The organism is Sporomusa malonica (assembly GCF_900176355.1).
Taxonomy (GTDB): Bacteria; Bacillota; Negativicutes; order Sporomusales; family Sporomusaceae; genus Sporomusa; species Sporomusa malonica.
In genome coordinates this window covers 37822-64494 of sequence record NZ_FWXI01000017.1, presented here as the reverse complement: position 1 = coordinate 64494, position 26673 = coordinate 37822, and the positions used below count along the sequence as shown (strand labels likewise).

Annotated in this window: 25 protein-coding genes; 22 read left to right on the top strand and 3 right to left on the bottom strand. The window is 43.4% G+C overall.

The genetic code is table 11. The annotated features are described in order from the left end of the window. Positions 1-149: 149 nt before the first annotated feature. The gene (locus B9A22_RS17450; RefSeq protein ID WP_084577229.1) at positions 150-1070 is read left to right on the top strand and encodes an MBL fold metallo-hydrolase; all 921 of its coding nucleotides are present in this window, start codon (positions 150-152) and stop codon (positions 1068-1070) included. Then, positions 1063-1572, top strand: a complete 510-nt coding sequence (locus tag B9A22_RS17445; protein ID WP_084577228.1) for a lysozyme inhibitor LprI family protein — start codon at positions 1063-1065, stop codon at positions 1570-1572. The genes B9A22_RS17450 and B9A22_RS17445 overlap by 8 nt, the downstream gene beginning before the upstream one ends. Here the strand turns inward: B9A22_RS17445 and B9A22_RS17440 are convergent. Continuing rightward, positions 1551-1877 (bottom strand): MGMT family protein, encoded by a 327-nt coding sequence (locus B9A22_RS17440; RefSeq protein ID WP_084577227.1) that lies wholly within the window; start codon positions 1875-1877, stop codon positions 1551-1553. The genes B9A22_RS17445 and B9A22_RS17440 overlap by 22 nt on opposite strands. A gap of 270 nt (positions 1878-2147) precedes the next feature. Between B9A22_RS17440 and B9A22_RS17435 the strand changes: the two genes are divergently transcribed. From B9A22_RS17435 to B9A22_RS17395, 9 genes are all read left to right on the top strand, one after another. Beyond that, on the top strand, positions 2148-2903 hold the full coding sequence (locus B9A22_RS17435; RefSeq protein ID WP_084577226.1) for an AAA family ATPase: 756 nt from the start codon (positions 2148-2150) through the stop codon (positions 2901-2903). Positions 2904-2933: 30 nt separating this feature from the next. Continuing rightward, positions 2934-3278: a CGGC domain-containing protein gene (locus tag B9A22_RS17430; protein WP_084577225.1), complete on the top strand. Its 345-nt coding sequence runs from the start codon at positions 2934-2936 to the stop codon at positions 3276-3278. Between the two features lie 28 nt (positions 3279-3306). After that, positions 3307-4191: an SPL family radical SAM protein gene (locus B9A22_RS17425; RefSeq protein ID WP_084577224.1), complete on the top strand. Its 885-nt coding sequence runs from the start codon at positions 3307-3309 to the stop codon at positions 4189-4191. Positions 4192-4391: 200 nt separating this feature from the next. Then, positions 4392-5387 (top strand): methionine ABC transporter ATP-binding protein, encoded by a 996-nt coding sequence (locus tag B9A22_RS17420; protein ID WP_084577223.1) that lies wholly within the window; start codon positions 4392-4394, stop codon positions 5385-5387. Then, positions 5387-6061, top strand: coding sequence for a methionine ABC transporter permease (locus tag B9A22_RS17415; protein ID WP_084577222.1), 675 nt, complete (start codon positions 5387-5389; stop codon positions 6059-6061). Before B9A22_RS17420 ends, B9A22_RS17415 begins: the two co-directional genes overlap by 1 nt. A 20-nt stretch (positions 6062-6081) precedes the next feature. Next, complete coding sequence (locus B9A22_RS17410) at positions 6082-6933, top strand: MetQ/NlpA family ABC transporter substrate-binding protein (protein ID WP_084577221.1); 852 nt, start codon at positions 6082-6084, stop codon at positions 6931-6933. 19 nt (positions 6934-6952) lie between these two features. Beyond that, positions 6953-7747 (top strand): DUF169 domain-containing protein, encoded by a 795-nt coding sequence (locus B9A22_RS17405; RefSeq protein ID WP_217805977.1) that lies wholly within the window; start codon positions 6953-6955, stop codon positions 7745-7747. Between the two features lie 144 nt (positions 7748-7891). Continuing rightward, positions 7892-8953, top strand: coding sequence for a hypothetical protein (locus tag B9A22_RS17400; RefSeq protein ID WP_084577219.1), 1062 nt, complete (start codon positions 7892-7894; stop codon positions 8951-8953). 159 nt (positions 8954-9112) lie between these two features. Next, complete coding sequence (locus B9A22_RS17395; RefSeq protein ID WP_176215573.1) at positions 9113-11092, top strand: ATP-binding protein; 1980 nt, start codon at positions 9113-9115, stop codon at positions 11090-11092. 120 nt (positions 11093-11212) lie between these two features. Here B9A22_RS17395 and B9A22_RS17390 read toward each other — a convergent pair whose 3' ends face one another. After that, positions 11213-11884, bottom strand: a complete 672-nt coding sequence (locus tag B9A22_RS17390) for a response regulator transcription factor (RefSeq protein ID WP_084577217.1) — start codon at positions 11882-11884, stop codon at positions 11213-11215. Positions 11885-12152: 268 nt separating this feature from the next. Here B9A22_RS17390 and B9A22_RS17385 point away from each other — a divergent pair, with 268 nt between their 5' ends. The 6 genes from B9A22_RS17385 to B9A22_RS17360 all read left to right on the top strand — a co-directional run bounded on the left by B9A22_RS17385 (position 12153) and on the right by B9A22_RS17360 (position 18472). Continuing rightward, entirely contained in the window at positions 12153-13841 is a 1689-nt protein-coding gene (locus B9A22_RS17385) for a methyl-accepting chemotaxis protein (protein ID WP_084577216.1), read from the top strand. Between the two features lie 139 nt (positions 13842-13980). Continuing rightward, on the top strand, positions 13981-14583 hold the full coding sequence (locus tag B9A22_RS17380; RefSeq protein WP_176215572.1) for a TetR/AcrR family transcriptional regulator: 603 nt from the start codon (positions 13981-13983) through the stop codon (positions 14581-14583). Next, entirely contained in the window at positions 14570-15547 is a 978-nt protein-coding gene (locus tag B9A22_RS17375; protein WP_245824036.1) for an HlyD family secretion protein, read from the top strand. The genes B9A22_RS17380 and B9A22_RS17375 overlap by 14 nt, the downstream gene beginning before the upstream one ends. Beyond that, positions 15544-16458 carry an ABC transporter ATP-binding protein gene (locus B9A22_RS17370; RefSeq protein ID WP_084577214.1) on the top strand — a complete coding sequence of 305 codons (915 nt, stop codon included), beginning with the start codon at positions 15544-15546 and terminating at the stop codon, positions 16456-16458. Before B9A22_RS17375 ends, B9A22_RS17370 begins: the two co-directional genes overlap by 4 nt. Continuing rightward, entirely contained in the window at positions 16446-17351 is a 906-nt protein-coding gene (locus B9A22_RS17365; protein WP_084577213.1) for an ABC transporter ATP-binding protein, read from the top strand. The genes B9A22_RS17370 and B9A22_RS17365 overlap by 13 nt, the downstream gene beginning before the upstream one ends. Then, positions 17348-18472, top strand: coding sequence for an ABC transporter permease (locus B9A22_RS17360; RefSeq protein WP_084577212.1), 1125 nt, complete (start codon positions 17348-17350; stop codon positions 18470-18472). Before B9A22_RS17365 ends, B9A22_RS17360 begins: the two co-directional genes overlap by 4 nt. Positions 18473-18777: 305 nt before the next feature. Here B9A22_RS17360 and B9A22_RS17355 read toward each other — a convergent pair whose 3' ends face one another. Continuing rightward, complete coding sequence (locus B9A22_RS17355) at positions 18778-20418, bottom strand: PucR family transcriptional regulator (protein WP_084577211.1); 1641 nt, start codon at positions 20416-20418, stop codon at positions 18778-18780. 364 nt (positions 20419-20782) lie between these two features. On the opposite strand from B9A22_RS17355, the gene allC reads away from it, so the two are divergent. From allC to allB (B9A22_RS17330), 5 genes are all read left to right on the top strand, one after another. Continuing rightward, positions 20783-22018 (top strand): allantoate deiminase, encoded by a 1236-nt coding sequence (gene allC, locus B9A22_RS17350; RefSeq protein ID WP_084577210.1) that lies wholly within the window; start codon positions 20783-20785, stop codon positions 22016-22018. Between the two features lie 16 nt (positions 22019-22034). Next, complete coding sequence (allE, locus tag B9A22_RS17345) at positions 22035-22796, top strand: (S)-ureidoglycine aminohydrolase (RefSeq protein WP_084577209.1); 762 nt, start codon at positions 22035-22037, stop codon at positions 22794-22796. Between the two features lie 31 nt (positions 22797-22827). After that, entirely contained in the window at positions 22828-23877 is a 1050-nt protein-coding gene (allD, locus tag B9A22_RS17340) for an ureidoglycolate dehydrogenase (protein WP_084577208.1), read from the top strand. A gap of 74 nt (positions 23878-23951) precedes the next feature. Next, positions 23952-25310: an allantoinase AllB gene (gene allB, locus B9A22_RS17335; protein ID WP_084577207.1), complete on the top strand. Its 1359-nt coding sequence runs from the start codon at positions 23952-23954 to the stop codon at positions 25308-25310. Between the two features lie 12 nt (positions 25311-25322). Next, positions 25323-26672, top strand: a complete 1350-nt coding sequence (gene allB / locus B9A22_RS17330; protein WP_084577206.1) for an allantoinase AllB — start codon at positions 25323-25325, stop codon at positions 26670-26672. The last annotated feature ends 1 nt before the right edge of the window (position 26673 follow it).

Genomic DNA, 26673 nt, shown 5'->3' with positions numbered 1-26673 from the left:
TAAAAAAGGTCGCTAGCTGCCGCCAAAAATGATATACTGACCTCAAGGTTCAGGTTATGTTCAATTAAGAGTAAGATACTGGCTTATTTACCTGGAATTATGAGTTCCAGTGTATTTCAAAAATTGCAAGTGACAATAGGTGATGATGAATGAATAATGTTGTGGATGTAACAGGTGGCCAAGGCGGCATCTCCTTTTTAATAGTGGGGGAAGAAAAAACAGCATTAATTGATTGTGGTATGGGATATTGTGCAGCAAATTTAATCAGCAATATCAAGCAGGCCCTCAATAATAGGGCACTAAATTATATTCTTATCAGCCATTCCCACTATGACCACATCGGTGCTATCCCTTATTTGAAAGAGGAGTGGCCTAATAGTAAGGTTTATGGAGCCGAACATGCCAAAAGAATTTTGACCAGGCAAAATGCATTAAAGACGATTAAAGAGCTTGGCAGGCAGGCTGCCACGATTTATGGTTCTGGTGTCTTAACGGAATATGACGATGAGCTGCTGAAGGTGGATGAATGCATCCGTGATGGAGATATACTGGATTTAGGCGGATCAAGTATTAGGGTGCTAGAAACCCCCGGTCACACTAAATGCTCATTGTCATTTTTAATTGACAATGAGACGTTATTTCCATGCGAAACGACAGGCTGCATGAGTAAATCAGGAAAGATTTATTCTGCCTTTATAACCAGTTATTCTGAGGCCATTGCTTCCGCTTATAAATGTCAGGCAACAAATCCCCGTCACATCATTTCGCCGCACTTTGGTCAGGTAAGTAAAGAGGATATGTTAGGCTACTGGGAAAACTGTATCTCGGCGATAGAAGAAACAAAAGCTTTTATTCTTCATTTATCTGAACAAGGATATACTGAAGCCAAGATTTTAGCCGAATATGAAAAGGCCTTTCGCGATGAACAAAGCAGGCTGGAGCAGCCGGTCAATGCCTTTCGATTAAATGCGCAGGCAATGATAAAAACGGTATTAAGAGAAAAATCCTTAGACGTCCGGGTCCCGCAAAAAAAAATGACTCAGGGAAAGGCGGAGAGAGTAGATGTATAAAAATGTAATCAAAGTGACCAGTGCACTGCTGATTTGTCTGCTGCTAAGCTGGGGCGGCGTTGTTTCTGCGAAAAGCGGAGCTTATGATTATTCTGGCAATTTTTCGAAACAGATGGCGCAAAATTTCCTTGACAGAGACTACCTGATTGAACAGAAAGCGGCTTACACTACGATGGACTATGCCGAGTTGGAAGGAAAGTACGTAAAACTATGGGACAAAGAACTAAACGCTGTGTATCAAAAACTACTATCTAAGCTTGACCGTCAGCAGAAAGACATGCTTGTAGATGCCCAGGTCGGCTGGCTGCAGTGGCATATTAATGAAACAGAATTTGTACGTGCTAGCTTGCTAAATGACCGGAAACTGGGTACATTAGGCGGTATCCAGGAGCTTCGCGCTCAGAAAGACCGCTTGCGGGAGCGGACATTGGAGTTAATGGAGTACTATTACCATTTGGGTGGTACGCCAGAGTTTGAATATCAGGGGCAGCAGCAGCCCTGATCAGGCTGCCAGCAACATTTATCCATAGCCACACGCCCGTCGGCGGTAAACTCCACGCCCTCTGACTCAAGCAATTGTCGTTGTACATCCTTACCGCCAAATACAAAGCCTGTTGCGAGTCTGCCATCTTTAAAAACCACTCTGTGGCAAGGGACTTTCCCTTGGTAGGGATTGCGGTGCAGCGCATAACCCACCGCGCGGGAGGCTCGCCAGCTCCCAGTCATGAAAGCAATCTGACCATAAGAAGCAACCTTTCCTTCAGGAATTTGACGGACAAATTCATAGACCTTATCATTAAAGCTCATAAAATCACCCTATATGTATATTATATTTCTTTTATTATATACTACTGCAGCATCTAGGCAACTTTTTTATCCGATGACTAACCTGCTCTAAGGCTCCCGTAGTAGCCTTGAGGACGGTGGTACTGTCGTCAACAAAAGCACAAAGTTAAGAGGTGGCAACCATGGATCAGTTCAGTCCGGACACTCATAAGGAAGGGTTTATTAATATTACTGCCAAAGTATGGGCACTTGTCCGGCACAGCCGAGTGCAGGTTATGGGTGTGTGACAGTATGTTGCATAAAGCTCAGCAATATATTCGCAGTGTTCAGCTATTGCGGGATAAGGTCGCACGATTTGATGAGTATCCGTTTTGTTTGCCAGCCCTTTGTGATTTACATGAACTGGAATTTCATCCGCGGGTAACATTTATTGTAGGAGAAAATGGGACAGGCAAGTCTACCTTGCTGGAGGCGGTCGCAGTTGCCTGGGGTTTTAATGCCGAAGGCGGAACCGCTAATTTTACCTTTACTACGCAGGCCTCCCACTCCGAGCTTAATGAATATGTAAGGTTAGTTAAAGGAATAAAGCGCCCGCGTGACGGATTTTTTCTCCGGGCAGAGAGTTTTTATAATCTGGCAACAACGATTGAGCAACTTGATGCGACTGGCGGCCCGGGCAATCAAATTATTACATCATATGGCGGCAAATCTCTGCATCAGATGTCTCATGGAGAATCTTTTTTTGCTGTGTTTCAAAACAGATTGGGTGGCAATGGGCTGTATATTCTGGATGAACCAGAAGCGGCTTTATCACCTGTACGGCAAATGGCACTGATTACTCGTATTCACGAATTGGTTCAACAAAACTCGCAACTTATTATTGCGACACATTCCCCGATAATTATGGCGTATCCAGACAGCATGATCATACAACTTACCCAGTCCGGCATGAGACAGCTGGATTACGAGCAAACAGAGCATTATTTGATTATGAAAGAGTTTACTAACCATCGCGATAAAATGTTAAAAATTCTACTGGACGACTAAATGAGATAATAAATGTAATAAAGAGGCATTATGAAAATTGCTATACTAGTCAGGGAAGAAACCATGCAGCGTTGCACAGGCAAAGGCTGCCTTAACGCTTTTTTTCAGCGGAAGGACGCTTTTGCGAGATATGGGGATAATATAGAGCTTGTCACTTTTTCTCACGCTGGCGGCGATATTGAACATAAAATTGAGATGATGCTCAAAAATGGTGTGGATGTGGTGCATTTGTCTTCCTGCATGCGCGGGAAAGCAGCAAACTATGAAACCTTGGCCAAACATCTTGGCGAACACTTTGATGTTGTGGGCTATACTCATGGGGGCGCAGAAGGCAAGGAGCAAGCTACAATAATTATTAAAAAGGCTATTGAGTAAAAGATTCTTGACGAAAAGGGTTTACGATATGGAATTCATACCAGCAAAATCAATTATTTCCGGCTATGAGACGGGTAACGCGTGGTTTGGCAAGAACTATAACATGAACATTTACAAAGGCTGTTGTCATGGTTGTATCTACTGTGACAGCCGCAGTGAATGCTATCGGGTAGAGAATTTCGATGAGGTAAGGGCAAAGGAGAATGCTCTTACCTTAATTGCACGTGAGCTTGCATCAAAACGTCGGACTGGGGTCATCGGAACAGGGGCTATGAGCGACCCATATAACCCTTTTGAAAAGGAATATCGTTTAACCAGAGGTGCATTAGAGCTAATAAATGCCCATCGTTTTGGGATATCCATTGCTACCAAAAGTGATCTGATAACAAGAGACATTGATGTGCTGAAGGCGATAAGCAGCCATTCACCTGTGCTTATAAAAATCACAATCACTACTGCTGAGGATGAACTTTGTAAAAAGATAGAGCCTTATGCGGCAGAATCATCAAGGCGATTTGCGGCCATTAAGGAGCTTGCATCAAATGGAATTTTTACTGGGATACTGCTTATGCCAGTGCTGCCGTTTCTAGAGGATAATGATAAAAATATAAGTGAAATTATTTATCTTGCATATAAAAATGGAGCAAAGTTTATCTATCCAGCTTTTGGAGTAACCTTGCGACAAAACCAGAGAGAGTGGTATTATAAAAGGCTTGATGAGAACTTTCCAGGGCTTAAACAAAAGTACGTAAAGCAGTTTGTCAATGCGTATGAGTGCCGATCGCCAAACGCAAAGGCGCTGTGGCAGTTATTCCAAAAAGAATGTGACAGGTTGGGCATTCTCTACAAAATGGAAGATATTATTAAAGGCTATAAGCAAGGGTATGGTGATAATCAGCTTTCCTTGTTTTAGATGAAGAAAACCATCTCCAGTGATAGAAATAATCATAGGAGATGGTTTTTTTGTTTTCAAATTGATTTATAAAACCTTATATATAGATAATATATTGTGATTATATTGACTAAATTGATATATGAATATAAAATATGAAAGTAGTAAAAATGATTTTTCCTTTGATAATAAATACAACTTTTCATACAGGGAGTTACAGTATGATTGAAATAAAGGGGCTTACTAAAGCCTTTGGTGATTTGCCGGTTCTCCAGGGCATTAATCTCAATATTCCTCAAGGAACGATCTACGGCTTGGTGGGACGCAGCGGCGCCGGTAAATCAACTTTGCTTAGATGTATCAATGGTTTAGAAACATATGATGAAGGAAGCTTGCGTGTTGACGGCGTGGAGGTAAAATCCCTGTCAGGAAAAGACATAAGAGAGTTTCGCAAGAACATTGGCATGATTTTTCAGCAGTTTTCACTGCTAACCAGGCTTTCGGTGTATGAAAATATTGCACTGCCGTTACGCTGCTGGAAATACAGTAGCTCTTACATTGACCACAAAGTAAAAGAACTCTTAGAGTTGATTGATATTCCTGATAAAATTAATGCTATGCCCAAAGAGCTGTCCGGAGGACAAAAACAAAGGGTCGCCATTGCCCGGGCGCTGACCATGAATCCCAAACTCTTGCTGTGTGATGAAGCGACCTCTGCCTTGGATCCGAAAACAGCAAAATCCATAACCACTCTTTTAAATCAAATTAATCATGATCTGGGAATTACCATTGTTGTTGTCACTCATCAAATGTCAGTTTTGCGCAGCACCTGTGAAGAGATAGCCATTCTGGAAAGTGGAAAATTAGCAGTAAACGGCCCTGTAGAACAGATGTTCTTACAGCAGCCGGAGGCCCTTAAGAATCTTATTGGTGAAAAAGACTTGTTGTTATTGTCAGAGGGCATCAATATTAAGATACTTCTTTCACATGAAACGTCTTCCAAGCCGGTCATTACCAAGATGGCGAGAGAGCTTTCCATCGATTTTATGATTTTAGGCGGCGAAATGGAGAGTTATAAGAATAGTACCTTGGGATCACTAATTATCAATATTCCGAATGAGCATTTTCATACAGTAAAGAAATATTTCGCCGATAACAATGTTGCTTGGGAGTTTATTGAAAATAACAATCAAGCCTTAACTGAGGTGGAGGAGTAATGCCTGACAGTGAATTGTGGATAGAATTACTTAAATATTTTGATAAGATCATCGCTCCTGCTATTTTTTCGACAATACGGATGGTTACCGCCACCATGATCATTGCTTCTATTCTCGGTTTTGGTTTGGCTATACTGCTTACGCTATATGGGCCTCAAGGATTGCGTCCGAGGGAGAGGATTTACAAGGTGCTTGATTTCATTGTAAATTCCATCCGTTCGTTTCCGGCGCTAATTCTGATTGTGGCTATATCCCCAATAACCCGGCTGGTAGTGGGGACAACAATCGGGGAAAAGGCGGCTATCTTACCACTGACCTTAGCGGCAACCCCCTTTATTGCCCGCTTAATTGAAAATAGTTTTAAAGAAGTGGACAAGCAGTTGATAGAGGCTGCCAGATCGTTTGGCGCTTCTGATATGCAAATCATATTTAAGGTAATGGTCAAGGAATCTGTTCCATCATTAATTTCCATTACTACCCTAACCGCCATTACCTACCTTGCAGCAAGTACTATGGCAGGAGCCGTTGGTGCGGGTGGTTTGGGAGCGGTAGCTCTCAATTACGGGTATCAAAGCTTTAATAACTCTATTCTCTACACTTCGGTATTCATACTATTTATCATGGTGCAAATTATTCAAAGTGTCGGGAATTGGTTATATAAAAAATTATTATAATTATTTTTGGAGGGTAAGGCATGAAAAGAAGTCTGAAAAGCTTAATCTGTATTTTGGTTGTTGCCGTGTTGGCGATGTCACTGGCAGGGTGTTCAAGTAACACAGCCGAGCAGGAAAAAAACACCAGCGGGCAAGGAGCACCAGCCGAAAAGAAAGTGCTCAAAATAGCCTGTGTTTCAACAATTGAACCCATTGTTGGCTGGCTGCAAGAAGGACTCGCGCCTATGGGGTATGAAGTGAAAATAGTCATGTTTGATGCCAATCAGCTGCCGGCAACCGCACTTAAAGACGGTGATGTAGATGGACTGATTACTAATCACCTGCCATGGATCAAGACCTTTAATAAAGAAAACAATTCTAACCTGCAAATGCCTGAGCCATATACTTACTATGCACGTACAGCCGTCTATTCTACCAAACATAAAACCATTGAGGAACTCCCTCAAAATGCCAAAATTGCAGTTCCAGGAGATCCTTCAAATATGGATAGAAGTTTAAAAACCTTGAAAAGCATGGGATTAATCACGCTTGGAGAAAAAAAGGGGAACTTTTTCACGATACTTGATATTAAGGACAACCCTAAAAACATACAAATTATTGAAACTGAGATTACCCAGACTATCAGAAGCATTAATGATGTTGATGCCGTAATTACTATGGCTAACAGAGTGAGACTGGCTGGCTTTGATCCAAATAAATTCCTCTATGATGACATAACTAACAAGGATTATCCGATTGGGCTTGTGGTAAATGCAAAAGATATGAATACCCAATGGGTAAAGGACGCGATGAAGGTTACCCAGTCTGACGAATTCAGGAATAAATTTAACAAGCATTTTAATGGAACTTATATTCTTTATAACAAGCAATAAATAAGGAGTATTTATGGAGTTGGAAAAAATTAAACAGGCGGTAATCAAAGCCAATTGCGCGCTTGAACTTGATCGTAAAATTGTCGGAGTGAAATTTTTGTTCACCGAAGAAGAGTTCTGTCAAGCAGCTGCAATGTCCATCGAAGCTCCTATGCATTACTGTGCTATGGTTAAAGCAGCTACTGCCGGAAATAGCGTAAAAGCCGCCGCAGCAAAATTTGGCTGCCCGGGAGCGGCAAGAGCGCTTGGTATTATGGAACCTGAAGAATTCTTTGTTTCCGGCCAGCATTACAACAGATTAGGACTTTATCAGGATTTGGTGACTGCCAAAAACGCCCGCAATAACATGACCTTCTGCCAGCATAAGGCATATGGCGTTATGGTAAAGCCGTTAGAAGAATTCCAGGAAACACCTGACATTGTTCTTATCATTACCGACCCATATAATGCTATGAGAATATTGCAGGGCTATACCTATATATACGGTATACATACGGCCTATAAATTATCAGGCAATCAAGCTCTCTGTTCCGAATGCACAGCTTATCCTTTTGAAAGTAACAATATAAATATTTCTATGTTGTGCGGCGGTACCAGGAACAAAGCTGGTTGGAGGGACGATGAACTTGCCCTCGGCCTGCCGTTTAATAGATTTATCGCTGTAGTAGACGGTATTTACAAAACAGTAAATATTATGGAGCCAAACCGCAATAAGTCTAAAATAGAAGAAAAGCTCAAGCAAAATGAACTCGCTGATCTGGAAATAGAGTATAATAAAAACTATTTTACAAAACCAACGGCGAAAATGCTTTAATCGTTGTGAACACTTAAGAAACCCACGATCTCCTCCGATATAAATATAAAGAATAGCTCCACTATTTTACAATTCATCTTTTTAATGCGGCAAAAACTGGGTAAAGGACTACCCAGTTTTATTTTTTCAAGGAGGAGATAAAAAGTGAAGATTGTCAGTTCATCCATTTCCATGGCCAGCCAGCATAGCTTGGTTGAGCAGGACATTCAGCAGGAATCGCTGCAATATTGGTCAGATGGCAGGGACATGCCGCAAAATCAGCAAACGCCTACGGCAGTATTAGCGGTGCCAGCCGATGTGGTCGATATTTCTGACCAGGCCAAGCAAATGGCAGAAGTAAAGCCTATGCAGCCTGAACAGTATGAGCTGAGTGAAGGGGATAAACAGAAAATCCGACTTATTCAAGCATTTATGGAGGCTCTATCAGGTAAAAAAATTAAGTTTGTCTTTCCTAGGATAACCCCTGATGAGAAACTGACTTTAACGCCGGGGGCATTACCCAAAGGCGGGTTGGCAATCGCTCAGGCCCAGTCTAACTACGGTTGGGGCTTGAGATACAATGCCTATCAGTTTTATTCAGAAAAAGAGAGTATGTCATTTAGCGCTGCCGGAGTGGTTAAGACAGCGGATGGGCGGGAAATTAATTTTGCTGCTCAATTAAATATGACACGGGAATTTATGTCTGAGCAGAGTATCAGCATTAGGGCCGGGGACGCCTTAAAAGATCCGCTTGCAATTAACTTCGACGCTCCGGCAATAAAACTAACTACTACTAAATACAGTTTTGACATAGATTCTGACGGGACGGCTGAGAAGATTTCCTTTACCGGCCCAGGCAGTGGTTTCTTAGCTCTAGATGTAAACGGAGATGGCATCATTAACAACGGTATAGAGTTATTTGGCCCTGAAAGCGGTAACGGGTTTGACGATTTATCTAAGTATGACAGTGATGGTAATAACTGGATTGATGAAAATGATGCTATCTATGAAAAGCTGCGTATCTGGACCAAAGACTCCCAAGGCAATGACCAGCTGATGGCATTAGGTCAAAAAGGGGTTGGTGCAATATATTTGGGCAATGCTGATACACAGTTTGCCATGAAGGACAGCACCAATGTGCAGCATGGTCAGCTTAGACGCACAGGAGTATTTTTACGGGAGAATGGTACAGTGGGTACTGTGCAGCAGGTTGATTTAGCGGTATAAGTGAAAAATACAGGACGCATTTTGCGCCCTGTATTTTTATACGACTTTTTCTACGTTGGTGCATTGTGCTGAAGGAATAACGAGGATTTATCGCAACTAGTGCCGAATTGAAGTTGTCAATGAAAAGTGTCTTTTATGATGCCAGTGGAGGAACCGCAATTGAAGAAAACAAGTTGTTTCAGGGAATTTCTAACCATTCGTAACACGATTAGTATCATTGTATTGTTTGGCATTTTTTTGCTTTCAGTTATATGGATAGGTCTCCATTATAAAGTACAAAGCGAGCGTCAACTCACAATTTCCGATGCATTTAAGGATACAGCCAATTTTGCCCGTGCGTTCGAAGAACACACTCTGCGCACCATAAAGGGAGCAGATCAGGCAGTGCTATTTTTAAAGTATCAATATGAGCAAGAAGCTCAGACCATTAACATTCCACAATACATAAGAGAGGGCAGGCTTACTAACCAGCCTTTCGTTTTATTGAGCGTAATGGATGAAGCCGGTGATTTAGTAGTTAGCAGTCAAGTTCCGTTTGTTGCTTCCAATCTAAAAGATCGCGAGCATTTTAAGGTTCATGAAGAGAATGACAGTGGGCAGTTATTTATCAGTAAACCTGTACTAGGGCGATCCTCAGGTAAATGGTCAATTCAAATGACACGGCGAGTGAACAAACCTGACGGTTCATTCGGGGGTGTGGTTGTCGTGTCCGTTGACCCGTTCTATTTTACCGGATTCTATAAACAAGTAGATCTGGGGAAAGGTTCGACCATTACCTTGGTAGGGAAGGATGGCATTGTACGGGCACGGGAATCTGGTATTACTTCAGATGTTGGGCAGGATATGAGCCAGAGTGCATTAATGGAGCATTTGGCCGTTAGGGGGTCTGGTAATTATGTCAGTACCAGCACAATTGATGGAGTCAAACGGATTTATGGCTACCGGGCTTTGAACGATTATCCATTTGTGGTGTTAGTCGGGATCAGCGAAGAGGAAGTCTTTCGGGAACTGAATCAACGGGTCAGCAGTTATTATCAGGTAGCCGGGCTGACTACTACTGTGATTGGCATTTTCATTATCATGCTGCTGTTTATTACAGTACGGCAAAGACGTACTGCCGAAGCACTGAAACAAGCCCATGATAATCTAGAGTTAAAAGTTGAATTAAGGACTCAAGAACTGTTTGTCGCCAATAAGGAACTTACGTCGATGAACGAAGAGCATATCGTTATGAACGAGAAACTTCTGCACATTAATCAGGAAGTTATTACAGCTCTAGCAGCTGTTGAACAAACGCAGAGACGGCTTGCTCAGCAAGAAAAGTTGGCTGGAATTGGTCAACTGGCTGCTGGGGTGGCTCATGAGATTAATAACCCCTTGGGCTTCGTTACCGGCAATGTTGAAACCTTAGAAGGATATTTCTCTGCTTTTGGCAGTGTAATTGCAAAGTATCGGGAATTAGGGCGCGAGCTTGCATCGCTTAAGAATACGTCAATAGATGAAAGACTTGATCAGGTACTTATTTATGAAAAGGAGAAGGAGATAGACTACATTCTGACAGATTTCCCTGAACTATTTCAAGACACGCTTGAGGGACTTGGCAGGATGAGCAAGATTGTTAAAGGAATGCGGCTGTTTTCCCACGTTAATCATCAGGTGGTTGAAGAATATAACTTGATTGATGGAGTGGAAACCACTTTATTAGTCGCTCAGAATGAGTTTAAACACTATGCGATAGTGGAGAAAAGCCTCGCACCTATTCCAACTATAGAAGCATTCGGCAGCGAGATTAACCAAGTGTTGCTTAATATTATTGTCAATGCTGCTCAAGCTATAAGGGCTAGGCATGACGCCGGGACGGGGTTAATCAAAATATCTACATGGCATGATGAGCGATTTGTCTACTGCGCCATCAGAGATAATGGCATTGGTATCACCAAGGAAAACGTGAACAATATCTTCAACCCATTTTTCACCACAAAACCTGTTGGACAGGGAACCGGAATGGGACTGAGTATTTCCTATGACATAATTGTTAACAATCACAAGGGTGAGATACTTGTCGACAGCATTGAGGGTGAAGGGACGAAGTTTACCGTGAAGCTGCCGATCAAACATGAAATAACCAGCAGCAGTTGAACTTTTTAATATCTCCAGATGAGTGTGAACAATTGATACAGGAATAATAAAAAAAGCAAAGAGTAGAAAAGACAAGACAACCTTTGATAATCGGGTGTCTTGTCTTTTTTGCTAAAACGGTTAGGTCTGCACTAAACCAAGTGATATTCCTTTCGCAACGACCTTAGTGCGACTATTTACATCCATTTTTCCAAACAGGTTATTCAGATGAGATTTCACTGTTCCAATTGTAATGTTGAGTTCCAGCGAGATTTCTTCATTTGAGAAGCCTTTGGCCAACAACGCAAAAACTTCCTTTTCCTTTACTGTTAATGGCTCATATATTTCAGTAGAGTCTTGTTTTGCTGACTGAAGCTTATCGGCAGTTCTAAGCGTTTCTTTTTCCCGTGCTCCATTGCCGGTATCTAGATTATAGGTACGGATTGCATCACTAATTACAGATCTAATGGATACCGCAGGGGTAGGTTTGGTCAAAAAGGCGGAAATCTTACCATGATTTATGGCGTCAATGGCCATGTACAGTTCCGCATGCCCTGTCAGCATTATTCTTTGGACCTTCTGATCGATGGCAAGTATTCGGGAAAAAAGCTCAACCCCGTTCATGAAGGGCATGCGATAATCTGAAACAACCACCGCAAAGGGGCCCTGATGGACAAAAAGCTTCAAAGCCTGAACCGGATCCTTTGTTGTTACTATTTCAAAATGCCCATGGAGTATGCGCCGCATTGAGGTAAGACACTTATCATCGTCATCAACAACCAATACTCGAGTGATAGGTGTAGAAGGAGCCATTCATTCATCTCCCAAAAAGCGATATATTTCGATTAAAGAGGCTAAATAATAAATATATTACATTGATGACGATTTTTCCTCTAACTTTAGATATATTTTTATTTTCGCTTAAAAGCGAGTTGAAATTAAGTAAACATAACGAATTAATAATGATGATTTATTTTTGTCATGTATACCTTTTGCCAGATGATGGGTTTAATATTATGGCTTAAAATATATCTATAGCTTCAAATATCACACAGATCCATGAATAGGGAGGGGACAGCAGATGAAACGCATGACCATCGGAACTCAATTGAGTGGGATGTTTGGTATTGTTATCGTAATTTTAGTTGTATTGCTGGGGGTCACAATTTATCAGTTTCAAGTCGCGGCGGCAGCTTATCAGAATATGTTGACTGGCTCTGTCACAAGAACAGTAGAACTGCTAAAAGCTCAAGACAATTTCCACAGTGGGCTTGCTGATACCCGCGGCTATTTAGCTTATGGAGCCGAAAACTACGCCAATTCTGCCATAGAAAACTATAATACAAGCCTTGAAGCTGTTACGCAGTTTACGGCAGGGGTAACTTCACTGGAGGCTAGGCGGGAGGGAGAAAAGTTACAAGTAGAGATAAATTCCTATGTTGAGGATAGTAAGAAAGTATTTGCCCTGAAACGAGCAAACGATCCAGGTTTAGGAACAGCACTAAGCGCCCTCAGGGACAAAACCGTAATTGTGGACAAGCAATTTCAAACTACATTTGATGTTCAAAATACTATTCGCAGCAAACGGATAGAGGAGCTCAATGCTAATCAAAACCTTGTATTAAAGACTGTAATCGGGTTGGGCGTAGCTATCATTGTGGTGGCAGTTGTACTCGTTGTTTGGTACAGCCGTAATCTAGCCAGGCGCGTTAATGTTTTAAGGAGCGAACTGATCGCTGTGAGTAATCTTGACATAAGCACAAAGGATGTACATGCAACCCGCAATGATGAAATTGGTGACATGGCCGAGGCTGTTGTGGCTATGAAAAACTCCTTACGGGATATTGTAAGTAATGTCAGACACGGTGCCGATATGCTAGCTGCATCCAGCGAAGAGTTGACATCTACGGTGGAGGAACAGCTACGCACTTCTGAGGTTATTGCTAACGCTACCGGCGAAATCGCTGCCGGCTCTTCGCAAAATACCAACAACATTACAGAGATATCAGCAGTCATAGAGGAAGTGACCGCCGGTGCAGAGCAGATAAGTGCTAGCGCTGCCGAGGTCAACAATACTGCTCTGCGTGCTGCCACCGACGCCAATCAAGGGATGCAGCTAATCCAGAGAGTCGTTTCACAAAATGACACCATTGAAAAATCGATGAAAGACATTACAGAAGTAGCTGCTTCTCTGGTAGACGGATCTGGAAAAATCCAGGAAATTGTCACTGTAATCAGCAGTATAGCTGGACAGACCAATTTACTTGCTCTTAATGCAGCGATTGAGGCCGCCCGCGCCGGTGATGCAGGCCGGGGATTCGCGGTTGTAGCCGAAGAGGTGCGCAAGCTTGCAGAACAGAGTGCAGGTGCAACAAATCATATTGGCGAAATCATCCGCAAGATGACAGCTGATATTGACTTCTCGGTTAGTGTGGTAAGTAAAGCAAACACAGAGGTCGAGGTCGGGAAACTAGCTGCGGCTGATACCCAGAAGGGGTTTGAGAATATTGTTGATAAACTCGGGCAGGTCCAGTCCGGAATGGCGCAGATTAGTCAGGCTGTTGCAGAGACTGCCAAAGGTATGCAAGTAGTAGTAGCTAATGTGCAAAATATCGGTGCAGTAGCGGAAGAGACTAACGCTAGTACCCAGACGGTTGCCGCGGCAGCCGAAGAGCAGAACGCCAGTCTGAGCGAGGTCAACTGTAGCGCAGAGGCGTTGGCAAAAATGGCTACAGAGCTTAATGAGGCAATTCGGAGGTTTAAGGTTTAACTGGTAGTACAATATCATCAATATTGAAAAAATATCCTTGACAAGGATATTTTTTCTGACTACAATTTAATCAAACGATTAATTAGTAAATTTCAAATCTCATTCATATATTTTTGCAATGACAGGAAGGAGTGGATTTGTGGAAAAGGACACTAAGGAGAAATTAATTGAGGCTGGGGAAAAATTGTTTGCTGAAAAGGGATTATCCGGGGTTTCTATCAGAGAATTGTCCAAAGAAGCCGGAGCTAACAGTGCCTTAATTTCTTATCATTTTGGCGGCAAAGAAGGTCTATATTTGGCTGTCCTCGAATTGCAGTTTTCACCAATTAACATACTGATGAATTCGGTTATGGGGATAGAAGCCACACCTACAGAAAAGATCATTAGCTATGCCCGGAGTGTGGCTATTATTCATGGTAAAATGCCTTTTCTGACTAAATTTATAATGGGGGAAATGCTAAACCCCTCCCGATTTTTTGAACCAGTTATTCGTAAGTATATTCAACGAATTTATGCTTTCTTGACTGCAACACTTACAGAAGGGATTGCCTGTGGTGAATTTCGTAAAGATATGGATGTGAATTCAGGTGCTTTGGCATTGGCTGGTATGATGAACTTTTATTTCATCTCTCGACCTATCACGCGGCATTTTCTGTCAGGAGATCCGAATCAGGCTGAAAATTATGTGGTGCAGGCGGTAGAAATATTTTTGAGCGGGGTGAAAAACCATGATGGTCAATAAGAAGTTGCTTGCTGGTTTCCTGGTGGTTGCTATTGCGGCAGGAGCAGCAGGCTACAAATATCTCAGGCCGGCTGAAACTGGTATTACAGCGACCGGTACAATCGAGGTAACCAGAGCCGATATTATGTCAAAAGTAAATGGCTATATGACCGGACTACAGAGTAAAGCTGGTGATACTGTGATATCCGGACAAAAGATTGCTAAGATTGCCAGAGCCGATTTGGAAGCCCAGGTCATCAGGGACGAAGCGGCTTTAGCTAAAGCTGCCGCTCAGCTCCGGGATCTTGAGGCCGGCCCACGCAGCCAGGAGCGGCAGGAACTTGGTGCCATGCTTGCCTCCAATCGTTCGGTGTATGATAAAGCCAGGCAGGACTATGAGCGGTATCAAAGCCTGTATGGGGCCGGCGCTGTCTCAGCGCAACAGCTAGATACAGCGCGTTCCAGTATGGAGGTGGCCTATAACGCCATGGTGGCAGCAGGCCAGCGGTTTAGTCTGGGAGATGAAGGCAGCCGACCTGAGGCCATCGAGGCGCAGCGACTGGAAGTAGAACGGAGCAAGGCAGTGTTGGCAGCAAGTAAGACACTTGTGGAAGACACAGTAGTGGTTAGTCCGATTAACGGATTGGTTATTACTAAAAACTTTGAAAACGGCGAGTATGTCACCCCTGGTGCGGCCATTCTCACGGTAGGAGACATGAGCGACTGCTGGGTCAAGGTCTATGTTCCGTCAACCCTGCTAGGATTGATCAGTGTTGGTCAGGAAGCCAAGGTAAAAGTAGACTCTTTCCCTGGGCGTGTTTTTAGAGGTGAAATCAAGGAAATCAGCCAGAATGCTGAGTTCACGCCGCGTCAGAGTATTACGCAAAGCGAGCGGGCTAACCTGGTATTTGCCGTAAAAGTTAAAATCGACAACGCGGAGGGGATTCTGAAACCAGGCATGCCGGCTGATGTGGTGCTAAAATGATTTGTCTTACCAATGTAACTAGGCGATTTGGCACACTTACTGCGGTGGATCAGCTCAACCTGGAGGTTAAGGCTGGGACTATTTTTGGCTTAGTAGGGCCGGACGGGGCCGGCAAGACTACCACCATCCGCATGATTACCGGGATTATGTCTCTCACATCCGGCAAGATAAGTCTGTTGGGAAGTGAGAATATCGAGTCTGTAAAAGACCAAATTGGTTATGTGCCGCAAAAATTTAGTCTGTATGGCGATCTGACTGTTATGGAAAATATCCGGGTCATTGGTGCTTTATATGGGGCTGATAACAAGCGGGTTGCAGAACTGGGCACCGAGATTTTAGCCTTTACTAACCTACTGCCATTTAAAGATCGTTTGGCCGATAATCTTTCCGGTGGTATGAAACAGAAGCTGGCGCTAGCTGCCGGGCTGATGCACCGGCCCAAAATTTTTTTTCTGGATGAGCCGACTACCGGCGTAGACCCAGTTTCCAGGCGGGAGTTCTGGCAGATGTTATACCGTCTTAATAAAGAAGGGACGACTATATTTGTTTCTACTCCCTATATGGATGAAGCTGAATTGTGCACTCGCGTAGCCTTTATGAGCCAGGGGCGGATTGTAGCCTCTGATACACCGAAAAACCTGAAAGCCGCATATCCTTTCCGGCTGCTGGAGTTAACAGCTGAGAGTAAATCAGTAAAGAGTGCTCTTGCTAAGTGCCCTATTGTGGAGGTAAATGCATTTGGCGACCATTATCATCTTGTTACAGAACATAGCCCGGAGACTGTTCCTAAGGTTGAGGCAGCATTGCAGGCGGCAGGAATAGAGGGGTACTTATTGCGGGATATTCCTCCTACATTAGAAGATGTTTTTGTGCACCTTGCCGGAGAAGGAGGGGCAGCATGTACGCCATAGAAACAGAGGATCTCACTAGAGTTTTTGGCGATTTTGTCGCTGTCAATCAAGTCAATTTGAAGATCCCTCACGGTAGTATTTACGGATTTTTAGGGCCAAACGGTTCAGGTAAGTCGACTACCATTCGCATGCTGTGTGGAATTCTTGCGCCTACTTCCGGTAATGGCCATATTCTTGGACTTGATCTGGCGACAAAGGGAGAAGCCATCAAGGAAAAAATTGGCTATATGTCGCAGAAATTCAGTCTGTATGATGACCTTACTGTCAGTGAAAACCTTGAGTTTTATGCCGGACTCTATAGTTTACATGGTGCTGAGCGGCAAGAGCGGATAGAAACCATGCTGGTAATGGCCGGTCTTACAGAGCGGCGTCATGAAATGACAGCCAATCTTGCTGGCGGCTGGAAGCAGCGATTGGCGCTGGGGTGCTCCATTCTTCATAACCCACCGCTGCTCTTTCTTGATGAGCCGACCGGTGGTGTTGATCCTAAGTCTCGCCGCATGTTTTGGGATATCATTTACCAACTGGCTCACCAGGGAACAACGGTAATGGTGACAACCCATTTTATGGATGAGGCTGAACATTGTGATGCCATTGGTTTTATCTATGAAGGAAACCTGATTGCAGATAATACCCCAGCCAATCTCAAAAAAGAGCTGCCTGGTATGCTTTTAGAAATTCCGTCCCAAGACCCTATGGGAATGTTTACTGAGCTGGCGGCCCGGCAAAGGGATGTCCTTGACATCTACCCCTACGGCACCAGTGTTCATGTTCTTATCCGTGAGGAACGAATTGCCGACTATAAGGACTATGAATATCGAGTAATCACCCCGTCGCTTGAAGACGTTTTCGTGTACTATGTCAAATCAAAGCGTAAGGAGATGGTCGTGTGATTCGTCTTAGAGCCCTCTTAATAAAAGAGTTTATCCAAATGCGGCGAGACCGGCTGACTTTCGCGATGATGGTAGGACTTCCTATTGTTCAACTACTATTGTTTGGATTTGCTATTAATACAGATGTAAAGCATTTATCGACAATTGTGTTTGACCAGTCGCTGCAGCAGGAGGGGCGGGATTTATTAGCCGCTTTTCAAGCCAGTGAATACTTTGATATTAGGTATGTTGCTAACAATTACCAGGAAGTAACGGAGGCCATTGAAAGCGGCAAAAGCAAGGTAGGAATTATCATCCCCCCTGATTATACAGATAATATTAAACATGGCCGTAGTGCGACCGTGCAGGTTATTGTTGATGCCTCTGATTCGATGGCCGCATCTTCGGCGATTGCATCAGCCCAGTTAATTGGCCAAATCCGTTCGCAAGAACTACTTGTTAAACGAATGCAGGGGGCAATGGGAAAACAGGTGACGCAACCCATTGATATCCGCATCCGTCCCTGGTATAATCCAGACTTTATCTCACCTTTTTACATGGTCCCAGGGATTTTGGGTATTGTACTTACCATGACAATGGTTATGATCACCTCAATGGCCATTGTTCGCGAACGGGAACGAGGTACACTGGAGCAGCTGATCGTAACCCCGCTCAAGTCTCATGAGTTAATGTTAGGTAAAATTATCCCCTATATCTTTGTGGGCTATGTCCAGGCAACACTGGCGCTGGCTGTCGGCGTCCTTGTTTTTGATGTGCCCCTCAGGGGCAGTCTGGCGCTGTTATATGGGTTAACCACGTTGTTTATTATTGCTTCCTTATCGCTGGGGGTACTCATCTCAACGATTGCGAAAACTCAAATGCAGGCTATGCAGCTGTCTTTCTTTATCTTTCTTCCCAGTGTCCTGTTATCTGGGTTTATGTTTCCCCGGGAAGCCATGCCGCAGTTTTTTTACCAACTGGGCCATCTGTTGCCGCTGACTTTTTATCTGGAGATTTTACGCGGAATTGTTCTTAAAGGAATTGGCATTAACTTCCTGTGGTCACAGGTATTTGCGTTAATTGTGTATATTATGGCTGCTTTGTCAATTAGTATCATGAAATTCCAAAAGAAGATTGCTTAGGTATTTCGCCACATACATCTCAATTACACTAGTTTGTCAATGTGCACAATGCCCAGTGAAACGCAATTTTTTCTCAATATATGCCCTGGGGTAGATTAAAAGAAAAATGGTACCATTAAAAATAAGAAAAATAAATACATTATTGACAATGGCGTCAGCAAAAGCGGTTGTATCAATCCGCAGTTGGCGCTGTGTCAATGTAGTGGCTAGAAAAAAACAACCGACTTTGGGTCGGTTGTTTTTTTGTTTACAGGGATATCCAATCTAAAGTGAGGATGTGGCAGCTATTGTTGGTCTTTAATAGTTTAACGGAGTTTTCGCTGGCGAAGTGCTAAACGCAGGCTAAATAATAGCTCTCTATTACTAAAATCCAAACTGGTTATATCCTGTATTCTTTCCAGACGATTGGTAAGCGTATTGCGGTGAATATATAATTCTCTAGCCGAGTCAGTTAGATTTTTATCACACTCAAGGTATTTTTCTAAAGTTTTTATAAGCTCAGTACCGTGAACTTTATCAGTATTCTCTAATTTAGCTAGGGTAGCTCCGCAGACATGGGTAAGCAACGAAGTCGTATCAGAATTTATCAATAAAGTATAGCTGGCAATTTCATGAGGATAGGTAATGTGTCCGTCACCTTTAATGATCCGACCTAAAGTCAGGCAGGTTAGTGCGTCCTGATAGCTTTGGCGGACAGAGCTAATATCTGTAGCGGCTGTGCCGACACCAATTGATATTTTTAAAGTATAGCTGTCGTGAAATGATTTTTGCAGTTTGGCATATAGCTCGTGGTCATGATCGGCTAATCCAGTGGATGCTACCAGTACGACAATCTTGCCTGTTCGTTCAGAGACTAATGACAAAGGGTATTTTGTGCTTACCATTTGCTGTGTTGTTTTGTACAGGCGAGTGGAAATAACCGGAAGGTTTACCTCCTTTTCACTTTCGTCTATTTCAATAATTGAGCACTCCAGTAATTTGGCCTGGGCCAACTTGGAGGTAGCTATAATCTCAGTAGTATTTTGATTTGCTAAGTCTCCAAACAAAATATGTTCAAGAATATCTCTGGAGTGAAGACGACGGCTTTCGGCTACGGCTTTCTGTTTTAAGAAATCAAGAGCGGCTACGGTGCAAGTGTGTTCTAAAGCCATACAATTTATATCCAAGAAGGCATCAGTGGGTTGTAATAGTGAGATATGCCCAAAGAATTCGTTATTTGACATGATAGCAAACGATGTGAGTAAGAGCTCATAGCCGTCAATAGTCAAGCGTTGTGTGTAGGGGGATTTAGCTTGTGACAAATTTGCCTGTAAGTGTTCATTGTGCGCAACTTGGTTTAACAGAATATTCTCAAGCTGTTTAAAAACTTGCTTATTTACCCCTGGAATACCTTCAGGGAGCCAATGATTAAGGGCTGAGCAGTTGATGTCATAGCAACCAACAGGGCATTGGGTAAGTTTTCCCAGGCACGCGATAATAGCATTCAGCCCGCCACCTTTAATAGCTACATTCGTAAGTGTTTTGTGTATTTCATTGGAGCGTTGCAGTAGATAGGATTGTCGTGCCGCAATGCTGCTAATAATCGGATTTAAGATTTCGGCGAAAGATAAATTTAAGGGGAGTTCGAGGATCGGCAGGCTAAGTTGGTCAGCTAAGTCTTTGATGATGAGCGGTATTTCAGGAAGAAACCGTTTAGTTTTGATTGCAAGGCCGGCAATACCAACTGCAGCAAGTTCGCGAATGAGCTGCTCTTGTAAGGCTGGGTCGTCTTTAATCGTGTAGCCGGTTGTTAATATTAAATCACCGGGTTTGGCCCAATTGGATATATCGGGTGCGTCCATGATATTAGCTGATAAAACAATATTATCCAGACCATTAGAACCGGCGGCTAAGGTTACCGACTGATCTTGAAAAAGCTGTAAAACATCTTTGATTGTGAGGTGCATGATTATTCCTCAGTTCTACTTTATTTCGCTATTAGCCAAGCAATGGGCTTATTCGACAATAATTTGTAAAATCCTTGCTGAATGCACCATTAATGAATGAAATATATTGTGTAATATGTGCATTAATCCTAAATTTAAAATCCGTAATCTGGCGTTGAAAAAAGATATGCAATGTGCACAGTTGCCTCTGGTTTATTTGCAAACTATGCACTGGTGGAAAAATAAAAAAATTCAGTATAATTAACCTAGCTTACAAGTTAACATGAGTTGTCCCAAAGCACACACTATGATAAAGTGGCGATTGGGTTTCAACAGTTAAAGTTTTTTATGTATTGGCAATTTCAGGTTATGACGGAGGGAAACCATGAGTACGTTTGATTTTGGACAGGAAACCGAGAAACTTTTAAAATGGCTAGGCAGATTTGGCCAAGATGCCAATGGTGGAGTCTCTCGTTTCCTCTATAAGCCCGAGTGGGTGGAAGCGCAAAAGGCGTTAGAGCAGTACATGCAGCAGGCCGGTTTTGTTGTTCAATATGATGACGTCGGCAATTTGTTTGGACGGCTGGAAGGTTCAGAATATAAGGACGAAACTATCTTAACAGGCTCTCATGTGGATACTGTAAAAAATGGTGGTTTATATGATGGTCAATTTGGGATAATCGCTGGAATTATTGCGCTGGAGTATTTGAAAAAAGAGTATGGACAACCTCTGCGTAATATTGAAGTGGTATCCATGGCCGAAGAAGAAGGCAGCCGATTTCCTTATGTCTTCTGGGGAGCAAAAAATATTCTAGGTATCGCCAAGCGTGAAGAAGTTGAAACAATGGTGGATTTTGAAGGCATACCGTTTATTGAGGCCATGCGCAAAGCCGGCTTTGGTTTCCGGCCAGCAGGCAGTACTGTACGTAAAGATCTAAAAGCATTTCTGGAAGTTCATGTAGAACAAGGTGGCGTGTTAGAGGCCGAAAAAAAATCGGTAGGGATCGTTGAGCATATTGTAGGTCAACGACGCTTTACCATTGAGATTACCGGAGAAGCCAATCATGCCGGTACAACGCCAATGAGTTATCGCAAAGATGCTATCCATGCGGCCAGCCTCATTATTTGTGCGATTATGGATATAACGAAAAGCTATGGCGATCCACTGGTGGCCACAGTGGGTAAAGTGGAGATAAAGCCTAATATTGTAAATGTTGTGCCAGGCAAAGCATTGTTTACATTGGATGCACGCCATACACATAAAGATATTTTGGTTAAATTTACCGAAGAAGTAACTGCGAGAATGCAGGGAATTGCTGTTCAAGCAGGTGTAGAACTCCATATTGATATGTGGATGGACGCCGACCCGGTTCCCATGGATACCGGCATTGTAGGAGTTATGAAGAAACAATGTGAGAAAAATGGACTGAGTTATAAAATGATGCATAGTGGGGCAGGACATGATTCCCAGATTATGGCCTCGCTAATACCAACTGCAATGTTGTTTGTACCAAGCCATAAGGGCATTAGTCATTCGCCACTAGAATATACCGAGCCCCGTGACTTAGCAGAAGGAGTGAAAGCACTAGTGGGGGCGCTGTATGAATTAGCTTATAAATAAAGGAGCGAAGAAATATATGGGATATCCAAAAGATTTACTGATAAGCAGGGCTGTTATAAAGCATGGCAGTTATGCAATCATACCGCCGGAAGGTCTGGTAAACAATGTGATACCAGGTTTTGAAGATTGCAAGGTTTCGATTCTGGCTTCTCCTAAGATGGGTGCAAGCTTTGTGCATTACCTAGTAAAAATGGACAAGGGGGGCAAGAATACCCAGGGCTTTGGCGGTGCAGCAATAGAAACCTTTGTCTTTTGTATGGAAGGAAAAATTAAAGCCTATACCCAGGCGCAAGACGCTGTTCTGGAAGCTGGTGGCTATATGTACTGCCCGCCAGGAGAAAAGCTGTATTTAGAAAACCTGGCTGATGGTGAAGCCAAGCTAATTCTTTACAAACAAAAGTATGAAGCACTGGATGGAGTGCAGCCCTGGGTTGTTGTCGGCAATGTCAATGAAATAGCCGAAAGAATTTATGACGATATGGAGAATGTCAAAATCATTGATCTATTGCCAACCGATTTGGCGTTCGACATGAATATGCATATACTGACTTTTGATCCGGCCGGGAGTCATCCCTTTGTAGAAACTCACGTGCAGGAACATGGGGCCTATTTGTTCTCGGGGGAAGGCATGTATTATCTGGATAATGAGTGGATACCTGTTAAAAAAGGAGATTATATTTGGTTTGGCCCGTATGTGCCACAGGCAGTTTATGCAGTAGGCCGCGAGAAGTTGTCTTATATTTACTCCAAGGACTGCAATCGCGATGCAGCTTTGTAAAATACAAATACTAATAATTTGAGGTGCTGACATGAGAATATCAAGAGCTGAATTAAAAGAATTAATGAAAAGAAAATTTTGCCGAGCAGGGTTGAAAGATGATCATGCCGATATTGTTGCAGATGTACTAGTTCATGCCGATGCCAGGGGAGTTCATTCTCATGGAGCTATGCGGGTAGAATATTATGCCGAGCGAATCTCCAAAGGCGGAACCAATACTAATCCTAACTTTACTTTTACTAAAACTGGCCCGTGCAGTGCCGTGTTTGAAGGCGATAATGCCGCAGGTCATGTTGGCGCTAAGCTGGGTATGGATGAGGCCATCAAAATGGCGAAGGAAACAGGTGTCGCAATTGTTGGAGTCCGTAGCATTGGCCATAGCGGGGCATTGTCTTATTACGTGCAACAAGCTGCCAGAGAGAAATTGATTGGGATTTCCTTGTGTCAGTCTGACCCCATGGCTGTTCCCTACGGTGGCGCCGAGCCATTCTATGGTACGCATCCGATTGCCCTTGGTGCGCCCGGCAGCGACGGGCGCATGATTACGATTGACATGGCAACGACGATAGGGGCCTGGGGTAGAATCCTGCACGCCCGCTCCAAGAACGAGCAGATACCTGATGACTGGGCTGTTGATGAAAATGGCGTGCCTACTACCGATCCGTACAAAGTAAATGCGCTAGTGCATATTGCCGGGGCCAAAGGCTATGGATTAGCCATGATGGTGGATATTCTATCTGGAGTACTCCTAGGACTCCCGTATGGCAACAAAGTTACTTCCATGTATCATGACCTCAGTGAAGGTCGCAACTTAGGACAATTGCATATTGTAATCGATCCAGCCTACTTCACTAGTGCAGAGTCTTTCCTGCAAAATATAACCAACACTATGAATGATATAAATAATCTGAAACCGGCAACCGGCTTTGCTCAAGTCATGTACCCCGGACAATCCAGCGCCAGCCGGGAAGAAGCTTACGAGCGCGATGGCATTGAGATTGTTGACGATATTTATAATTATCTTATTTCTGATGTAATACACAACAATGCCTACGATAATAAAGGGGCTTTTGCCAAATAAAAAGCTTTAGTGCCGATTAACGCGTACCCTCTGTCAAGGACAGATTGGGATATTGTTAAGGGGGAGGTCTTACAGTGTTTAATCTGGTTATTAAAAACGGTAGGGTTGTAACATCAGACAGAGTTTTTGCGGCAAGCATCTGTATCAATGAAGGCAAAATAGCAGCAATCGTTGAACCGGGTGCTGCTGTAGAAGCAGACCAAGTTATTGATGCAAAAGGCAAGTATGTTTTTCCGGGTGCCATTGACAGCCATGCACATCTGAACGATCCGGGCTACAACTGGAGAGAGGATTATTCCCATGGGACAGCAGCTGCAGGAGTAGGAGGCTTTACAACAATCGTTGACATGCCACTTCAGAATGAGCCTGCACTGACTGATGGCAGCATTTTTGACAGAAAGCTTGAGCATGTTTCTCCTAATGCTTATGTGGACTATTGCTTCTGGGGAGGACTAGTAGATTACAATATTGGTACACTGAAGGAACTTGACGATAAGGGCTGTGTTGCCTTCAAATCATTTATCGGTCCAGTTTCTCCAGATTATGTATCTCTTTCGATTGGACAGACGAAAGAAGCATTGGAAATTTTGAAAAGTGTTGGCGCCCGTGCCGGATTCCACTGTGAAGATTATTCAATCATCAAATGGGAGGAGGCAAGGGCAAAGCGCAAGGAAAAGAATGACTGGAAGGATTTCCTTGACTCAAGACCAGTTATTGCTGAGCTGATTGCAACGCAAAACATTATCAGTCTTGCAAGGGAGCTTGATGCCAAGGTCCATATCTGCCATGTAAGTCACCCGCGAGTTGCGCAAGTTATAAGGGAGGCCCAGCTTGACGGTGTCGATGTTACCGCGGAAACTTGCGGACATTACCTTGCATTTTCCGATCAAGATGTAATCAAAAACGGCAGCTTGTTCAAATGTGCACCACCGCTGAGGGATACTGCTGCAGTAGAAGAAATGTGGAAATATGTAAATGACGGCACGTTAAGCAGTATCGGATCAGACCACTCACCCTGTGAACTCAGCGAAAAAAGCGAAGAAGCTCATGGCATATTTGGCGCCTGGGGCGGAATTAGCGGCATCCAGAACACAATGCAGGTGGTTTTTAGCGAAGGTGTGGCCAAGAGAGGCTACAGCCCAACAATACTGGCACGAGCATTAAGTGAAGGACCGGCCAAAACTTTCGGAATATATGGAAAAAAAGGCACAATAGAAGTAGGCTTTGATGCAGACCTTGTTATCCTGGATCCTGAACAGGAATGGGAAATTACGCCTGAGTCATTGTATTATGTTAATCAAATATCAGCATTTGTCGGTTTAAAGGGCATCGGACTTCCTGTATGCACACTAGTCAGAGGGCATGTTGTGGCAGAAGATGGCAGACTTGTTGGTCAGCAAGGTTTCGGAGAATTCGTAAAAAAAATTAAATAAGGAGAGGATGACTTGAGCAAGCGTTATGAAGTAATTATTCGAAACGGGATTCTTGTTTGTCCAGATGGCGTGAAAAAAGCGGATGTTGCTGTTTGTGATGAAAAAATTGTAGAAATAGCAGAAGAAATATCCGGCGATGCAAAAGAAACAATTGACGCAGCAGGAAAATATGTGTTTCCGGGAATAACAGACGGGCATGTGCATTTTAATGACCCGGGAAGAACAGAGTGGGAAACAATCACAACCGGGAGCAGTGCTCTGGCAGCCGGCGGTGGCGTTCTATATTTTGATATGCCGCTTAATTGCAGTCCATGTACGCTTGACGCCAAAAACTTTAATGCCAAACTTGCTGTGGCCCAGCAGGACTCTTTAGTGGATTATGGATTTTGGGGTGGGTTTACGCCCAAAAACTTAGACAAATTTGACGAACTTGCAGAATGCGGTGTAATAGGATTTAAAGCATTCTCGTGCTTTAGCGGTATTGACGAATTTGAACGGGCAGACGATTATACAACTCTTGTGGGCATGGAGAAATTAGCAAGGCTGGGATTGCCGCTGATGGTGCATTGTGAGAATGCGGAAATCACAAGAGATTTGACATCGCTTGCGCTTGCCAATAACAAAACAACAGTACGGGATTATTTTGCAGCCCGTCCGCCAATTACGGAAATAGAAAATGTCTCGCGCATGATTTCATTTGCCGAGGAGACAGGCTGTAAATTAATTATCGCCCATATCAGCACAGCCAAGGCGGTCGAGCTTGTTACACAGGCAAGAAGCAGAGGCATTGACGTCTGCTGTGAAACAATTGGTCATTATTTGATTCTTACCGATGATGATGTAGAACAGATGGGAACAGTGGCAAAATGTTCGCCGCCGATCCGCGATACTAACAACCAAACCAAGATGTGGGCAAAACTGTTAAACGGCGAGATAGCCTTCGTTTCCTCCGACCATTCGCCCTGCGACCCTAAGCTGAAAGACGGGGAATTTTTAAAGGTTTGGGGTGGGATCTCGGCTTGCCAAACAACGCTACCGGCCCTGCTTACTCATGCCCACCATGATCGAAAGGTTCCCCTTGAGGATATTGCAAAATTAACTTCACAAAATGTTAACGAGGTATTTAGAATTCAAGGGAAGGGAAAAATTGCTGTTGGCTACGATGGGGACTTTGCCCTGGTAGACTTGAACAAGCAATTTACACTGCAGGCGGAAGCGCTTTTCTATAAGCACAAAGTAAGCCCTTATGTTGGTAACAGCTTCCGCGGAACAGTGACCCAAACCATTCTCAGGGGAACAACTGTTTTTAAGGATGGCAAGATTGTATCAAAGCCTATTGGCAAACATTTAAGACCTAATTAAT

What these genes read in the sequence shown, in the direction of transcription:
- B9A22_RS17355 (WP_084577211.1), bottom strand. Translation starts at nt 20,418, where the DNA reads ATGCACCTCACAATCAAAGATGTTTTACAGCTTTTTCAAGATCAGTCG.
- allE (WP_084577209.1), top strand. Translation starts at nt 22,035, where the DNA reads ATGGGATATCCAAAAGATTTACTGATAAGCAGGGCTGTTATAAAGCAT.
- allC (WP_084577210.1), top strand. Translation starts at nt 20,783, where the DNA reads ATGAGTACGTTTGATTTTGGACAGGAAACCGAGAAACTTTTAAAATGG.
- B9A22_RS17450 (WP_084577229.1), top strand. Translation starts at nt 150, where the DNA reads ATGAATAATGTTGTGGATGTAACAGGTGGCCAAGGCGGCATCTCCTTT.
- B9A22_RS17445 (WP_084577228.1), top strand. Translation starts at nt 1,063, where the DNA reads ATGTATAAAAATGTAATCAAAGTGACCAGTGCACTGCTGATTTGTCTG.
- B9A22_RS17370 (WP_084577214.1), top strand. Translation starts at nt 15,544, where the DNA reads ATGATTTGTCTTACCAATGTAACTAGGCGATTTGGCACACTTACTGCG.
- B9A22_RS17435 (WP_084577226.1), top strand. Translation starts at nt 2,148, where the DNA reads ATGTTGCATAAAGCTCAGCAATATATTCGCAGTGTTCAGCTATTGCGG.
- B9A22_RS17410 (WP_084577221.1), top strand. Translation starts at nt 6,082, where the DNA reads ATGAAAAGAAGTCTGAAAAGCTTAATCTGTATTTTGGTTGTTGCCGTG.
- B9A22_RS17390 (WP_084577217.1), bottom strand. Translation starts at nt 11,884, where the DNA reads ATGGCTCCTTCTACACCTATCACTCGAGTATTGGTTGTTGATGACGAT.
- B9A22_RS17415 (WP_084577222.1), top strand. Translation starts at nt 5,387, where the DNA reads ATGCCTGACAGTGAATTGTGGATAGAATTACTTAAATATTTTGATAAG.
- B9A22_RS17420 (WP_084577223.1), top strand. Translation starts at nt 4,392, where the DNA reads ATGATTGAAATAAAGGGGCTTACTAAAGCCTTTGGTGATTTGCCGGTT.
- B9A22_RS17375 (WP_245824036.1), top strand. Translation starts at nt 14,570, where the DNA reads ATGATGGTCAATAAGAAGTTGCTTGCTGGTTTCCTGGTGGTTGCTATT.
- B9A22_RS17385 (WP_084577216.1), top strand. Translation starts at nt 12,153, where the DNA reads ATGAAACGCATGACCATCGGAACTCAATTGAGTGGGATGTTTGGTATT.
- B9A22_RS17430 (WP_084577225.1), top strand. Translation starts at nt 2,934, where the DNA reads ATGAAAATTGCTATACTAGTCAGGGAAGAAACCATGCAGCGTTGCACA.
- B9A22_RS17365 (WP_084577213.1), top strand. Translation starts at nt 16,446, where the DNA reads ATGTACGCCATAGAAACAGAGGATCTCACTAGAGTTTTTGGCGATTTT.
- B9A22_RS17440 (WP_084577227.1), bottom strand. Translation starts at nt 1,877, where the DNA reads ATGAGCTTTAATGATAAGGTCTATGAATTTGTCCGTCAAATTCCTGAA.
- allD (WP_084577208.1), top strand. Translation starts at nt 22,828, where the DNA reads ATGAGAATATCAAGAGCTGAATTAAAAGAATTAATGAAAAGAAAATTT.
- B9A22_RS17425 (WP_084577224.1), top strand. Translation starts at nt 3,307, where the DNA reads ATGGAATTCATACCAGCAAAATCAATTATTTCCGGCTATGAGACGGGT.